The sequence below is a fragment of the Nocardiopsis sp. LOL_012 genome (assembly GCF_048060475.1).
Taxonomy (GTDB): domain Bacteria; phylum Actinomycetota; class Actinomycetes; order Streptosporangiales; family Streptosporangiaceae; genus Nocardiopsis.
Map to the genome: position 1 here is coordinate 1 of NZ_JBHMIV010000003.1, position 13,813 is coordinate 13,813.

Here is a 13,813-nt window from a genome sequence, read left to right on the forward strand (position 1 = left end):
CAGCTGGTTGCCGCCCAGCAGCGAACCGTTGCCCGAAGTGGCCACGTAGTCCGCGCTCTGGTGCACACGGGCCGACTGCTGCTGGCGCTCCGCGGGGGCGGACTGGCGCAGGACGCCCATGTCCACGCTGCGGGAGAGTTCGCCCACGGGCAGGACCGAGGCGTTCTCGGTCGCCTCGTTCAGCAGCTCCATCGCGGCCTCGGCGTCGGAGGCCGTGAAGGCCGGGCTGCTCTGGTGGGAGCGGTAGCCGTGGTCGCCCCCCTTGTCACCGTGGCGGCTGCGGTCGGAGGATTCGCGGACGATCGCGTCGGAGTCGGTGGCCGCCGCCCCGGCGACACCACCGACCGCCCCAACCGCGTTGCCCGCCGCGTTCACCGGCACGTCCAGCTCGGCCACCAGCTGGTTGCCGCCCAGCAGCGAACCGTTGCCCGAAGTGGCGATGTCGCGGTGCGGCTCCTTCACGACGGCGTCCGAGTCGGTGCAGGAGGCCCCGGCGATGCCGAGGACCGCGCCGATCGCGTTGCCGCAGACGTTGACGGGAACGTCCCCGTCGACCACGGCCTGGTTGCCGCCGAGGAGGGAACCGTTGCCGGAGGTGGCCACGTCGCTGTCGGCGTAGGCCGCTCCGGTGCCCAGCGTCACGAAGCCGAATGCCAGCAGCATCGTCTTCGCGGAGGTACTGGCCCACTTGCTCATGCGGGAAGTCCTTTCAGAGAACGAGGTGTTCGGGATGTGCTCGGGCCGCAGGCCGCTCCGCACCCCTGGATGGGGCGCGGGCCTTCGACCGGGGCCGGGGATCGTCCGGTCGGCTCCACACCTGGGCGGTGTGTGTCTGCCGGTCTGGCGAACGCTCGGCGCTCCGTCCCCGCCGGGTGCGGGGCGAACGCTCGGCGCTCCGTCGATCAGCTCCGCTCTGGTTGAGCGATGGCTGGCGTGAACCCCGCGAGCGATACGCGGGACTCACGTCAGCCCCCGGGCCGCGGGCGGCCCGGGCGAGCCGGTCAGGCGCCGGCGCGTCGGCGCACTCCGAGGACGATGAGGGTCATTCCGGCCGCGGCGGTGGCCAGGGCGGTGGCGACCATGCCGATCAGCCCGGAGCCGCCGGTCGTGGCGAGCGCGCCGCCATCGGCCCTGTCCTGCTCGGGGGTGCCGTCCCAGTCCGATCCGCCGGAGGAACCCGGTCCGTCCCCGCCGCCGCTGTCCCCGCCGCCGCCGTCCCCGCCGCCGCCGTCCCCGCCGCCGCTGTCGCCGCCGCCGCTGTCGCCGCCGCCGCTGTCGCCGCCGCCGCTGTCGTCGGAGCCTCCGTCTCCGCCGCCGCCATCGCCGCCATCGCCGCCGCCGTCTCCACCGTCCCCGCCGTCTCCGCCGTCGTCAGAGCCTCCGCCGCCACCGTCGTAGCCGTCACCCGGGGTCTCCCCTCCGTCACTCGGCCCGTCCGGGGACGAGGCCCGGCCGTCGACCGTCTCGGCCTCACCCCCCAGGCAGGCGGCCCCGGTGACACCGACGACGGCGATGGCGTTGCCGCAGACGTTGACGGGGGCGTCCAGGTCGAGAACGAGCTGGTTACCGCCGAGGAGGGAACCGTTCCCGGAGGTGGCCACGTCGTCGGCGTGGACGCCGGTGGCGGTAGCGGTGAGGAACCCGGCCGCCATGAGGGCGGTGAGGCGTGCGGAGGCCGTGTAGGGCATGGGATGTCCTTCGGTCGACGAGAAAGAAGAGGTGTCTGCTGCTCGTGGACCGCGGACGGCGGCTCCCAGCCCGATCAGGCGAAGGAGGGGGCGCCCACCGGAAGTCGGTGGGGCGGTCGCGCACAGGGGCGCACGGACCGGCCGCGGTCGAAAGCGCGGCTAGTCAGGGGAGAAGGAGGGGTCGTCCGCGGCGTCGCGGACCACCAGGGTGGGGTCGCCGGGAAGGGCGACCCGGTGGGCCTGGGGGACGAAGTACAGGTCCCTGGCCATGAGGTATCCGGCCGCGCCGGGCGCGGGGAAGGACGGAGCGGACGAACCGGTCGCGTCGGCGGCCGCCGAGTGCGGCGAAGCGCCGGGAGCGGGGTGCACGCGGTCGTCGGACCGCTCGTCGTGGGCGGTCCGGGCCACCTCGTCGCGGGCCGCCTCCCGAGCGGCTTCGGACGGGAGTCCGCCCGTGGCGGCGGCGGTACCCACGGGCTCCACCGGTCCGCCACCGGTCTCGGCGCCGTCCTGCTGCTCGCCTTCGGGTACCGCGGCGGAGCCACTGGTTCCGGGCGGGGGCAGCTGAATCGGGACCACGTGGGCCACACCGTCGGTCACACTCGCCGGGTCGGTCAACCCGGTGGTGACGGTGTCCACCAGTGCGGTTTCGCCCAGCGATCCGTCGGCGGACTCCACGACGCTGCGTCCGGTGCGGGCCAGACCCCTGACGAGGTCGTCGGCGCCACCTGCGGTGGCGGTACCGACCGTGTCCAGACCGTCCGCGGAGAGCACCGCGGTCGGACGGAGCACGGTGTCGGTGAGCGCCCCCGTGGTCGAGGCGGTCCGAGAAGCGGTCTCGGAGAGCATGGGACGACGGGTGTCGTCGGATGGAGCGCGGTCGGCGTTCCCTGCCGCTTCCTCCGGGAGCCCGACGATCGTGCCGACCAGGCCGCCGGCCTCGGGGCCGGTCTCAGCGTGGGCGACACCGACCCCGGCGAGCCACGCGGCGACGGCGAGGCCCGACAGGAGCAGCAGGCGGAGGCAGGCACCACGGGAACCGAAGGGCACGCGACCGGCTGCGGCCGGTCCCCCCCGCTCCGTGAAAGCCATCGGTGCCCCTTCGATCCCACTGCCACTGTGCGGCCGCGCCGCGCTCACGTGCGGGTGCCGGGCGGCTTCCGCCCTCTGACGCGAGCGGAGCACCTCAGCACCCTTCGACTGACCGCAACATTAACATCACGTTGGGTGATCGCGCACGAGGAAGCGCGCCTCCTTCGGCAGACTTCTCGCTTTCTCCGGACGTCCTGGCCCGACAAAGCAGGACATGGTCAGATCATGTCGATGAACCGGTCCAACACCCGTACACCGAACTGAAGGCCGTCGATCGGGACACGCTCGTCGACCCCGTGGAACATGCCGGAGAAGTCCAGCTCGGGAGGCAGCTTCAGCGGCGAGAACCCGAAGTTGCGCACTCCCAGCTTGGCGAAACTCTTGGCGTCGGTACCGCCGGAGAGGCAGTAGGGCACGGCCTTGGCCCCGGGGTCCTCCGCCAGAAGGGACGCTTGCATGGCGTGGACCAGCCCGCCCTCGAAGGGGGTCTCGACGGCGGGCAGGTGGGCGATGAACTCACGGTCGACCTTGGGGCCCAGCAGCCGGTCGATCTGCTCGAAGTACTCCTGCTCGGTCCCTGGGAGAAAGCGGCCGTCCACCTGCGCGGAGGCCTCACCGGGGATGACGTTGGCCTTGTATCCCCCGTCCAGCACCGTGGGGTTGAGGGTGTTGCGCAGCGTGGCACCGATCATGCTAGCGATCGGGCCGAGCCGAGCGACCGTGGCGTCGACGTCGCCCTCGTCGAAGGCGATCCCGAACTCCTCGCAGATCTCCTCCAGGAACGTGCGCACGGTCGGGGTGAGCCGCACCGGTGCCCGGTACTCGCCCAGGCGCGCCACCGCCGCCGCCAGTTCGGTGACCGCGTTGTCGCCGTTGACCATCGAACCGTGCCCGGCCGTGCCGCGCGCGGTCAGCTTCATCCAGGCGATGCCCTTCTCCGCGGTCTCCACCAGGTAGAGGCGGCGATCGTCCTTCACCGTGAAGGAGAAGCCGCCGACCTCGCTGATCGCTGCGTCGCAGTCGGCGAACAGCTCGGGGTGCTCGGCGACCAGGTAGCGGGCGCCCCACGTCCCGGCGGCCTCCTCGTCGGCGAGGTAGGCCAGCACGATGTCGCGCGGCGGGCGGCGGCCCTCGCGCAACCGCTGCCGCAGCACGGCGAGCACCATGGCGTCCATGTTCTTCATGTCGACGGCGCCTCGGCCCCACACGCAGTCATCGGCGACCTCACCCGCGAAGGGGTGGTGGGTCCAGTCCTCGGCTGCTGCCGGGACGACGTCCAGGTGCCCGTGGATGAGCAGGGGCGGGCGACTGGAGTCCTCCCCCTCGATCCGCGTGACCACGTTGCTGCGGCCCGGGTGCTTCTCGTAGATCCGGGACTCGACGCCCACCTCGTCGAGCTTTCCGGCGACGTACTCGGCGGCCTCGCGCTCACCGGGCCCCGAGTGGTCGCCGTAGTTGGAGGTGTCGATCCCGATGAGCTCCCTGCACAGGTCGACGACCTCGACCTCGGCGGTGCTCAACCCCTGCTCCGGCTCTGCCATCTGTCCAGCTCCCGTCCGGCCTCGCCCTCGTGGCCTCACTGACTGACGTTCCCGAGCCTGTCACACCGCCGCCCGACGGCGGGAAACTGGTTCGTGCCACTTCAGACCTTTGCTATGGTTGTCGTGTCCGGCGGCGAGCTCCGCTGGTCATCACACCGGTCCGGGTGGCGGAATAGGTAGACGCGCTAGCTTGAGGTGCTAGTGGCCGTTAAGGCTGTGGGGGTTCAAGTCCCCCCTCGGACACAGGATTACCCCCATGCAGGGGTACGGGCCCGGCCCAAGCGACTCTACGAGATTGCTCGGCGTCGGGCCTTCGGCGTTCCCTGCCCACACGAGCTCCCACAGCACCGCGTCACAAGGGACCACCAGGTCGCTTCTACGCAGACGCCGGACGATGGGGTTCGGGCCGACCGGGCGAGTGCATCGGCGGCTGTAGCGCCCGATCCGCTGCTCCTTACCGCGTCGCGCTCCACCAGGTTCGGTGCGGCGGTGTGGAAGGGGTCCTGCCGAGTGGAGCCGCGCTTCCATCCCTTGCGCGGGTGCGCACCGGCCAGACCGTTCTCACGCACGAGGCGCTCGACGCGCTTGCGAGATCAGCACACCCCCTGGCAGTGCAGATGGTGCCAGACCCGCGGGGAGCCCCGTAGGTCGGGTCGAACTCGCGGGCTAGGCGGATCTGGGTGATGCCCTCCAACAGTCCGGCGTCCCCCTTGCTTCAGGCGCTGGCACCGATCGGCCTCGTCCCGGCGGATCCAGTTGCGCGGTGCCTCGGGGCGCGTGTTCAGCCGCTCGGCCGGTCGGCCGAAGCTGAAGGGGACCTGGGGTCGGACTCGCGATACAAGCGCACCGCACGCTCGCGCAGGTCATCGGGGTGTCTCCCGGGCACCGCCGCACCAACTTCCCTCCTCGATCTGTCCTTGAGCGAGCCGGACCCGGAAGTCTCCGGACAAACGGGGGAAGCTCAGCACGGGCGTCACGGACGCCGGTCACTTGGGCAGGTCGGCTCCCTCGCTCGTCTTTCGAGGCTCGATCCGGATCCGCGGGAAGGGGCGGCTCCAGCCGACCACGATCCGGTGACCGCCGGCTCTGACGAGGAGGAGGCCGGTCATCGTCGCGGTGACAGCCGCCACCGCTCCGGCCGCAGCAAGGCCAGTCCGGGCTCCGTAGGTGTCGGTGATCCAGCCGACCACCGGAGCGCCGAGAGGCGCGCCGCCGAGGAGGACCATCATGTACAGCGCGGTGACCCGGCCGCGGATGGCCGGGGCAGTGGAGGTCTGCATGGTGGTATTGGTGGTGACGTTGACGACCATGGCGAACAGGCCCATAGGGACCAGGAGCAGCGCGAAGCTCCACAGAGTCGGCGTCACGGCGGCCACGGCCTGCAGTACGCCGAAGGCCAGCGCGGCGAGGAAGGGCAGTCTCCATGTGGCCTCGTGCCGGGCGGCGAGCAGCGCTCCTGCCAGGGAGCCCACGGCGACCAGGGTGTTGAAGAGGCTGTAGGCGCCTGCACCGGCATGGAAGACGTCGTCGGCGAAGGCGGAGAGATGAACGGGGAAGTTGAGCGCGAAGGTACCGAAGAAGCCGACCAGGACAATGGGCCAGAGCAGGTCGGGGCGGCCAGCGACATAGCGCAGGCCCTCACGCAGTTGCCCCTTTCCGCGCGGCGCGCGCTCAACAGCGTACAGTTCGCGACCGCGCATCAGCATCATGCAGACCAGAGGGGCGACGAAGGACACTCCGTTGAAGAGGAACGCCCACCCCGTGCCAACGCCCATGATCAAGAACCCCGCCAAGGCCGGACCGATGAGCCGGGCGGACTGGAAGTTCGCAGAGTTCAGGCCGACCGCGTTGCGCAGCAGTTCCGGGCCGACCAGTTCGGAAATGAAGGACTGGCGCGCGGGGTTGTCGAGCGCGGTCGCCAGGCCCACGGCGAACGCGGCGGCATACACGTGCAGGACGTGGACGTGGCCGGTCAGGGTGAGTACAGCGAGGGCGAGGGCTGTGAGGGCCATGGCCACCTGGGTGGCGAGGAGTACGGGACGTTTGGGCAGGCGGTCGACGAGGACGCCACCGTGCAGGCCGAAGAGCAGCAGAGGCAGGAACTGCAGGGCGGTTGTGATGCCGACTGCTGTCGAGGAACCGGTGAGGCTGAGAACCAGCCAATCCTGGGCGATGCGTTGCGTCCATGTACCGTTGTTGGAGACGACCTGGCCGAGGAAGAACAGGCGGTAGTTCCTCACCCTCAGCGCGGACAGTAGAGAGGCCCTGAGGGGAAGGGCTCCGAACGAATCACGGGTGTCGGGTGTGGGGGTGGAACCGTTTCCGGGTTCCGCACTCAATCGGGTTCGCCTCCTAGTCGTCGTCCGGCTCATACGTCGGCTTTCGTTCCGGTGTGCCGCTCCGTCCCCAACGAGGACGACAGCCTGGGCGGACCGGCTCCGTCAACGGCCGGGCGCGTGTGCGGGGAGTATCCGCGGGTTCGACTGTGGTGGAGAAGATGCGGTCGGCTACATGACCGGGGACGTCACGGGCGCTGAGGTCGAGTCTCGGACCACCAGTGCGGGCCGGTGCAGGATGGAATGACCACTCTCCCCGCCCTCCCCGTCCATGGCCTGGCGCAGCTTGGCGAACGCGGTGGCGGCCATCTCCTCCACCGGCTGCCGCACCGTGGTGAGTGCGGGCATGGCCATACCCGCGAGCATGATGTCGTCGTAGCCGGTCACGGAGACGTCGCGGCCGGCCACGAATCCCGCTTCCCTGGCACCCGCGACGATACCGAGCGCGCACATGTCGTTGATGGCGACGATCGCGGTCGGCGGATGGGGGGAGGAGAGGATTTCCAGCGCGGCGACACGTCCGAGTTCGGCGGTGTCCCGGTCGTCGAAGTCCAGGGTGTCCGCCCCCGACCACACGATTCCGGCTTCCGGGGGCAGGCCGGCGGCCTCGATGGCCTGTCGGAACCCGCTGTGGCGTTCGGCCCTGTTGATGCTGCCGATGGATCCGGACACGAAGGCTAGCCTCCGGTGTCCGAGCTCCAGTAGATGTTCTGTGGCCAGGCGCATTCCAAGCACGTTGTCCGTCCCGATGTTCACCACGTTGTGTGGGTCGCCGGGTTGGGCGGTGCGGTCGAAGGCCACCAGCTTGAGCCCCGCCTCGACGATCGGCGTCACGTGGTCGAGCGACGGGAGCGAGGAGCACAGGACCACGCCACCGATGCCGTCCCCCCAGAGCTGCTCGACGTAGTGGCGCTCACGGTCTTGGTCGCGCTCGCTGTTGCACAGGAGCATGTAGAAACCCTCCGCCAGGGCTGCGGCTTCGAGGTGACGTGCGAACGTGCCCCAGAACGGGTTGGCTACCGACGGCACGATCAGCCCGAGCGTATGGATTCGCCCGGTACGCAACTGCTGGGCGGCCCTGTTGGGCCGATAGCCCAGACGCCGGATCGCCGACTCGACCCGGGCCCTGGTCTCCGGGAGCATCTTGCCGGTCCGGCCGTTGAGCAAATTCGAGACCGTGCTAGGTGAGACCCCCGCTTCCGCCGCCACCTGGTAAATCGTTATTCCACCCACATCCACCCCCCGCTCGCCTTGAAAACTCAAGGTTTCCACGATGTTGACATCAAGTAAGAGTGTTCTTAGTCTCATACATCAATGCACTAGTAAATCGGTGCACCACGATCAACGCAAGTCTCGCCCACCCAGTGCACGTCCCACTGTAGGGAGTCAGTTGTGCGTTCATACCCCTCTTCCCTGTCCAGACGAAGCCTGCTTGGCCTAGGCGCCGCAGCGGTCGCCAGCGCGGCACTGACCGCCTGCGGCGGAGCCGCCCCCGGCGAGTCGGGCGGTGGCAGTGCCGCGCTGCGCCTACTTACGCCGATCTTCGACCGAGCGGATGGGCAGGAGCTCCTCACGTCCCTGCTCGAAGACTTCAAGAAGGACAACCCCGGCGTCAGCGTCCAGGTCGACTACACCGAGTACGGGAAGCTCAACGAGAAGCTGACCACCTCGATCGTGGGCGGCCAGCCCTACGACGTCATGCTCATGGGCGTCGGCTGGATACCGCCCTTCGCGGAGAAGGGGGTCCTGGCCGATCTGGAGACGACCGAGGCCGAACTGGCTCGAATGTACAACCCCCGGGTGATCCAGCCCGGTATATACGACGGCAAGGTCTACGCCCGCCCGATCCTGCTCGACACCAGGATGGGCATCTACCGCAAGGACATCTTCGCCGAAGCGGGCATCGAGGCTCCGCCCCAAGACCTCACCGAGCTGAAGGAGATGGCGAGGGAGCTGACGATCCGCAGGAACGGCGAGCTGACCCGCGCCGGCGTCGACATCCTCAGCAACGACCTCCGCCAGACCTATCTTCCTGTGATGTGGGCTCACGGAGCCGACCTGTTCGACGGCGGCAACCCGGTCTTCGACTCTGACGAAGCGGTGGACGCCCTCCAGTGGATGGTGGACATCATCCGCACGGAAAAGATCGAGGACTACGGGTTCACCCAGCAGGGGGCCGTCGCCGCTCCCCTCGTGCAGGGGCGAGCGGCCATGATGATCGGCCACAACGACATGTGGCGGCAGATCTCCGAGAGCGCCCCCGAGCTGATCACCGAGGACAAGGTCGCCGGGTTCATGCTGAACCAGCAGCGTCCCGCGCTCTTCCAGGGCGGCACGCTGGCCACCATGTCGGCGGAGACCAGCCACCCCGAGCAGGCCAAGAAGCTGGTGGAGTTCCTGTCGGGCGAGAAGGTGTCGCCCCTGGCCGCCGAGCAGCGGGGAAACATTCCGGCGGTCCTCAGCGCGGCCGACTCCCCGTACGTTCAGAACAACAAGCTCGTCTCCTTCGCCGTGGACAACCTCGACCACGCCTTCTCCGAGGGCGGGGTGCCCACCTGGCTCGAGATTCGTGAGGAGTTCAAGCCGGCGCTGGAAAACGCCCTGCTCGGCAACGTCACCCCCGCCGAGGCCCTCCACGGACTCGCCAGGAAGGCCGAGACGATCATCGCCGAGGGGCCCTGATGCCGGCGTCCCCCGGTGCTACCGCAGACACAATCGCGGAAGGGTCGGCAGTGCATCGTTCTACCACGCATTCGGGGCTGCCGCCCGGGAGCGGTCGCACTCCGCGCACGAAGAGGTTCGGTCATGATCGGCGCAGGGCGGCCGTGCTCATGCTGGCGCCTTCAGTCATCCACCTCGTCTGGTGGATCGGTATTCCCGTAGCCGCGACCTTCGTCCTGGCCTTCACCGACTACGACATCCTCGCCGGCACGGTCGCGTTCAATGGCCTGGACAACTTCCGGGAGATCTTCAGCGACGAGACGTGGAACGCCTCCATCTGGCACACGGTGGTGTTCACCTTCTTCACCGTGCCCGTCGCCATGGCCATCGCGGTGGTCCTGGCCGTCCTGCTCAACGTGAAGATGCGGGCAGCCGTCTGGTACCGCACCGCCGTCTTCATGCCGCATGTCACCGCGACGGTTGCGATCGCCCTCGTGTGGATGTGGATGTTCGAACCACGGCTCGGTGTGGTCAACACCATGCTCGGCTGGGTGGGCATCGACGGGCCGGCCTGGCTCGCCGACCCGGACTGGGCGCTCACCGCAGTGATCATCGTCAGCATCTGGAAGGGCATCGGCATCAAGATGCTCATCTACCTAGCCGCGTTGCAGGCGATGCCGGAGGACGTGTACGAAGCGGCTCGGATCGACGGGGCCTCGCAGATCCAGCAGTTCTTCGCCATCACGCTCCCCCTGCTGAAACCAGCGACGTTCTTCGTCCTGGTGGTGTCGATCATCGACTCCTTCCAGGCGTTCGACCAGCTGTACGTACTGACACCGGACGGTGGGCCCGGCAACTCGACCACGGTCATGACCTATGAGATTTACCGCACGGCGTTCAAGGAGTTCAACATGGGCGCTGCCTGTGCGCAGAGCGTGGTGCTGTTCGCGTTCCTGCTGGTGCTGATGCTGATCAGTCGACGCCTCACCGGAAAGGAAGAGGATGTCCGCTGAGAAGCTCCTCCAGGGAGACACGGATCGCGGGCCCCTGCCCGCGAACCGCCTCCCGCTCGCTCGCTTGTTGCGGAGGACGGTCCTACACCTGGCACTCGCCACGGTATCGCTCGCGATGGTGCTCCCCTTCCTCTGGATGATCATCACCTCGCTGAAAACCGATCCCGACCTCGCCTCCTATCCCCCCAACCTGCTGCCGCAGGTATGGGACTGGGACAACTACTCCGAGGCCCTGGAGTACGCCCCCTTCGGTACGTACTTCAAAAACAGCCTGCTCATCTCGTTCGGACACACAGCGTTCAACCTCGTCCTGGCGTCCACGGCGGGGTACGCACTGGCCCGCGTGCCCTTCCGCGGTCGGACCTTGGTGTTCATGGGGGTACTCGCCACCATGATGATCCCGACGTACACAAAGATTGTCCCGCAGTACCTGATAGCCAAGGGAATCCCGTTCTTCGGCGGGAACGACTATCTGGGACAGGGCGGGCACGGCTGGCTCGACTCCTGGTGGGGCCTGATCGTCCCGGGCGCACTGACACCCTTCGCCATCTTCCTCTTCCGACAATTCTACCTTTCACTGCCGCGTGAGCTGGAAGAGGCTGCCCGCATCGACGGAATGGGTGAGTTCGGTATCTACGCACGGGTGATGACGCCCCTAGTCAAACCAGCTATCGCCACTGTCGCGCTACTCACCTTCGAGAGCAGCTGGAACAACTTTCTCTGGCCGTTGATCATCACCAGCGACACCAATCTCCGTGTCATCCAGGTGGGTCTTTCCACCTTCCAGCAGGCCGACCAGAACGCCTGGGCTTATCTGATGGCGGGCACGACGCTGGCCACCATTCCGATGGTGGTGCTGTTCCTCTTCACCCAGCGCTACTTCGTCCAGGGATTCGCCAGATCAGGCATCAAATAGCCCCGCTCCTCTTTTCCGAAATAACCATGGAGAATTCTCATGCCTTTTGATCTCACAGGTCGCCGAGCGCTCGTCACCGGTGCAGGCCACGGCATCGGCGCGTCGGTCGCGCTCGGACTGGCGGGGGCGGGCGCGGACGTGATCGTTCATCACGGACACTCCGCCGCTGCCGCTGAGAGGGTCGTGGCCGAGATCATCGCGATGGGGCGCAAGTCCGCGTGTCTGGCCGCTGACGTCACCGACCCCCACGAGGTCACTCGACTCGTGGACGAGGGCGTCGCCCTTCTCGGAGGACTCGACATCGTCGTGGCCAACGCGGGACACCTGGTCGGTCGGGTGCCCGTCACCGAGATGAGCGAAGAGCACTTCCGCAGTGTGGTCGATGTCAATCTCTTCTCCGTCTTCCGCACGTGCCGGGCGGCACTGCCGTACGTGAAGGAGGCGGGACCCTCGGGCCGCTTCGTCCTGATGGCCTCCCAGGCGGCCCATGACGGCGGCGGCCCCGGGGCTGTCGCCTATGCCGCGGCCAAGGCCGGAGTGATCGGCTTCACCAAGGGGCTGGCCAAGGAGGTCGGAGGCAACGGCGTCACGGTCAACGCGCTCGCCCCCGGATACATTGGCGGCACCGCCTTCCACGACACGTTCACCTCGCCCGAGGCTCAGCAGGGCATTGTCGAGAAGCTTCCCATCGGCCGTGGCGGCACGGTGGAGGACGTCGCCGGTGCAGCCGTCTACCTCGCCTCGGACGAGGCCGGCTACATCACCGGAGCCACCCTCGACATCGGCGGTGGCGTATGGCCGCGCTGACCATCACCCGTGAGCGGGGCGGCTGGTGGCACGCCTATGTGTGCCCGGCCCACGGCGTCGAGCTCGACCACGGCGACCTGATCGGCGATCCCTTCCCGAGCACCGGAGCCGCATGCCGGTACGGCTGCCGGATGGACACGGAGGCGGTGCGCGGTGCGCGGACCGTACTGGCCCATCAAGCCGCTGCCCAGCGCCTGCGGCATCTCGCCTGCGGCGGGTCGGCCGAGCGCTCCGAAGCACTGCGGCTGCTCCTGGAGTACGCGGAGCTGTACGCGAGTCTTCCCAGCAAGCACCCGGGAGCGGCCAGCTGGATGCTGCACGGCCGCCTCTTCCATCAGGCCCTCACCGAAGCCATCTGGGCGGTGGCTGTCTCCCACGCTGCACGGACGCTCGCCGCGCACCGGGGGATGCGTACCGAACTCGGTACCCTGCTGCCCTTCCTCCGGTCGCTCGGAAACTGTGCCGGTGAGGCGCACGCGGAGCTGCGGCACAAGGGGGAGAGCCGTTCCAACTACACGGCATGGCTTGCCGCCGCGGAGATGTGCTGCCGGTCGGCCGCACTCGCCATTGAGGGTGTCGAACCCGACACCGTGGAACTGGCGGACCACTACGGGCTGTTCGAGCACATGCGCACGGCGGTGCACGAGGACGGCTGGGAGTGGGAGGGCAGTACCTATTACCACCTCTTCGTCCTGCACGCGTATCTGCTCGCTCTGCGAGGCAGCAGGCCGGAGCGGTTACCCGGGGACATCGCCGGAGTGCTGGGGGCGATGACCGTAGCCCTGGCCGGTATCGCGACTCCCGCCGGTACCCTGCCGGCCTTGCACGACGGCCCGTACCGGCGTGAAGCGCAGTCCGCCGAGATATGCGAGGTGGCTGCACTCGCTGATCAGTTGTTCGCCGGCGCCCCGTTGTCTGCGGTAGCCAGCGCCGCAGCCCGGGACGTGGCCACCGAGCTGCCAGCGGACCTCCCGGGCTGGTTCAGCGGACCGTCGCTGCCCGCCCGCGCCCTGAGGCGGTCCTTCTCGGATACGGGATACGCGGTGTTCCGTTCAGCCGGAGTACACGCGCTTCTGGATGCCGGACCACACGGGGGAGGGCACGGGCACCTGGACAAGCTGTCCCTCTACCTCTACGCGGATGACGGTACCGCCTGGCAGCCTGATCCAGGGCAGGTCCCCTACGCGCACCGGACCTATCGGACGTACTACGCCGGCACGAAGGCCCACCCGACCTTCCGCGTCGACGATTCGGAGCAGGCGCCTTGCGACGCAGTCCTCGACGGCGACACCGGCAGATGTGTCGGGGCCTACGACGGTGTGTCCGCCATGCGGCAGGTCGTCACGGGCTCCCCTTACCTCCTCGACATCCTCGTCCTCGAAGCCGATGACGAGCGACTGCTCACGGCTCAGCTACGCCCGGGTACCGATCTCGATGTCGTGGCTCAGGGCCCCGGTCGCTCACACACCGTCTGGGGCGAAGGCGGGAGCGGGACCGCGGTCATGACTGGGCAGCACGTATCGCGTCCGCCTGCCGAGTTCACCGTCGTCGCACACCCGGGCCCCGCCGATGACCCGGCGCGAACATGCCGGGGGGTCGACTGGTCGACCACCGGCCGGCGCGCGGTGTTCGCCTCCGTCTACCAGTCCGCCGAAGCGACACCACCCGTCCGCCGGGTGAGCCTGTCCGAACGAACCGTCCATATCGATCTGGCCGACGGAACCGTCGCCACCCACTCCATCGGAAGGTGAGTCCGCAC

The 13,813-nt window shown here is 68.5% G+C and carries 10 protein-coding genes, 1 tRNA gene and 1 pseudogene; 6 read left to right on the forward strand and 6 right to left on the reverse strand.

What is annotated here, in order from left to right:
• The 4 genes and pseudogenes from ACFHWE_RS02595 to ACFHWE_RS02610 form a co-directional block, all read right to left on the reverse strand.
• Window positions 1-696, reverse strand: a pseudogene (locus ACFHWE_RS02595) (hypothetical protein); the annotation flags it as partial.
• A 305-nt stretch (window positions 697-1,001) separates the two neighbouring features.
• Entirely contained in the window at window positions 1,002-1,688 is a 687-nt protein-coding gene (locus ACFHWE_RS02600) for a chaplin (RefSeq protein ID WP_416598918.1), read from the reverse strand.
• A 159-nt stretch (window positions 1,689-1,847) separates the two neighbouring features.
• Window positions 1,848-2,780, reverse strand: coding sequence for a hypothetical protein (locus ACFHWE_RS02605; RefSeq protein ID WP_416598919.1), 933 nt, complete (start codon window positions 2,778-2,780; stop codon window positions 1,848-1,850).
• A gap of 218 nt (window positions 2,781-2,998) precedes the next feature.
• Window positions 2,999-4,321, reverse strand: a complete 1,323-nt coding sequence (locus tag ACFHWE_RS02610; RefSeq protein WP_416598920.1) for a M20/M25/M40 family metallo-hydrolase — start codon at window positions 4,319-4,321, stop codon at window positions 2,999-3,001.
• A gap of 158 nt (window positions 4,322-4,479) precedes the next feature.
• Here ACFHWE_RS02610 and ACFHWE_RS02615 point away from each other — a divergent pair.
• Window positions 4,480-4,564, forward strand: a tRNA-Leu gene (locus ACFHWE_RS02615).
• Window positions 4,565-5,307: 743 nt separating this feature from the next.
• Here the strand turns inward: ACFHWE_RS02615 and ACFHWE_RS02620 are convergent.
• Both ACFHWE_RS02620 and ACFHWE_RS02625 read right to left on the reverse strand, forming a co-directional pair.
• Window positions 5,308-6,576, reverse strand: coding sequence for an MFS transporter (locus ACFHWE_RS02620; protein WP_416599111.1), 1,269 nt, complete (start codon window positions 6,574-6,576; stop codon window positions 5,308-5,310).
• A 252-nt stretch (window positions 6,577-6,828) separates the two neighbouring features.
• Entirely contained in the window at window positions 6,829-7,965 is a 1,137-nt protein-coding gene (locus ACFHWE_RS02625; protein ID WP_416598921.1) for a LacI family DNA-binding transcriptional regulator, read from the reverse strand.
• Window positions 7,966-8,049: 84 nt separating this feature from the next.
• Between ACFHWE_RS02625 and ACFHWE_RS02630 the strand changes: the two genes are divergently transcribed.
• From ACFHWE_RS02630 to ACFHWE_RS02650, 5 genes are all read left to right on the forward strand, one after another.
• Window positions 8,050-9,339 carry an ABC transporter substrate-binding protein gene (locus tag ACFHWE_RS02630; protein ID WP_416598922.1) on the forward strand — a complete coding sequence of 430 codons (1,290 nt, stop codon included), beginning with the start codon at window positions 8,050-8,052 and terminating at the stop codon, window positions 9,337-9,339.
• 149 nt (window positions 9,340-9,488) lie between these two features.
• Window positions 9,489-10,331, forward strand: coding sequence for a carbohydrate ABC transporter permease (locus tag ACFHWE_RS02635; protein ID WP_416598923.1), 843 nt, complete (start codon window positions 9,489-9,491; stop codon window positions 10,329-10,331).
• Window positions 10,321-11,247: a carbohydrate ABC transporter permease gene (locus ACFHWE_RS02640; RefSeq protein WP_416598924.1), complete on the forward strand. Its 927-nt coding sequence runs from the start codon at window positions 10,321-10,323 to the stop codon at window positions 11,245-11,247. Before ACFHWE_RS02635 ends, ACFHWE_RS02640 begins: the two co-directional genes overlap by 11 nt.
• 39 nt (window positions 11,248-11,286) lie before the next feature.
• Window positions 11,287-12,054, forward strand: a complete 768-nt coding sequence (locus tag ACFHWE_RS02645) for an SDR family NAD(P)-dependent oxidoreductase (RefSeq protein ID WP_416598925.1) — start codon at window positions 11,287-11,289, stop codon at window positions 12,052-12,054.
• Window positions 12,042-13,805 (forward strand): heparinase II/III domain-containing protein, encoded by a 1,764-nt coding sequence (locus ACFHWE_RS02650; protein WP_416598926.1) that lies wholly within the window; start codon window positions 12,042-12,044, stop codon window positions 13,803-13,805. Before ACFHWE_RS02645 ends, ACFHWE_RS02650 begins: the two co-directional genes overlap by 13 nt.
• Window positions 13,806-13,813: the final 8 nt, after the last annotated feature.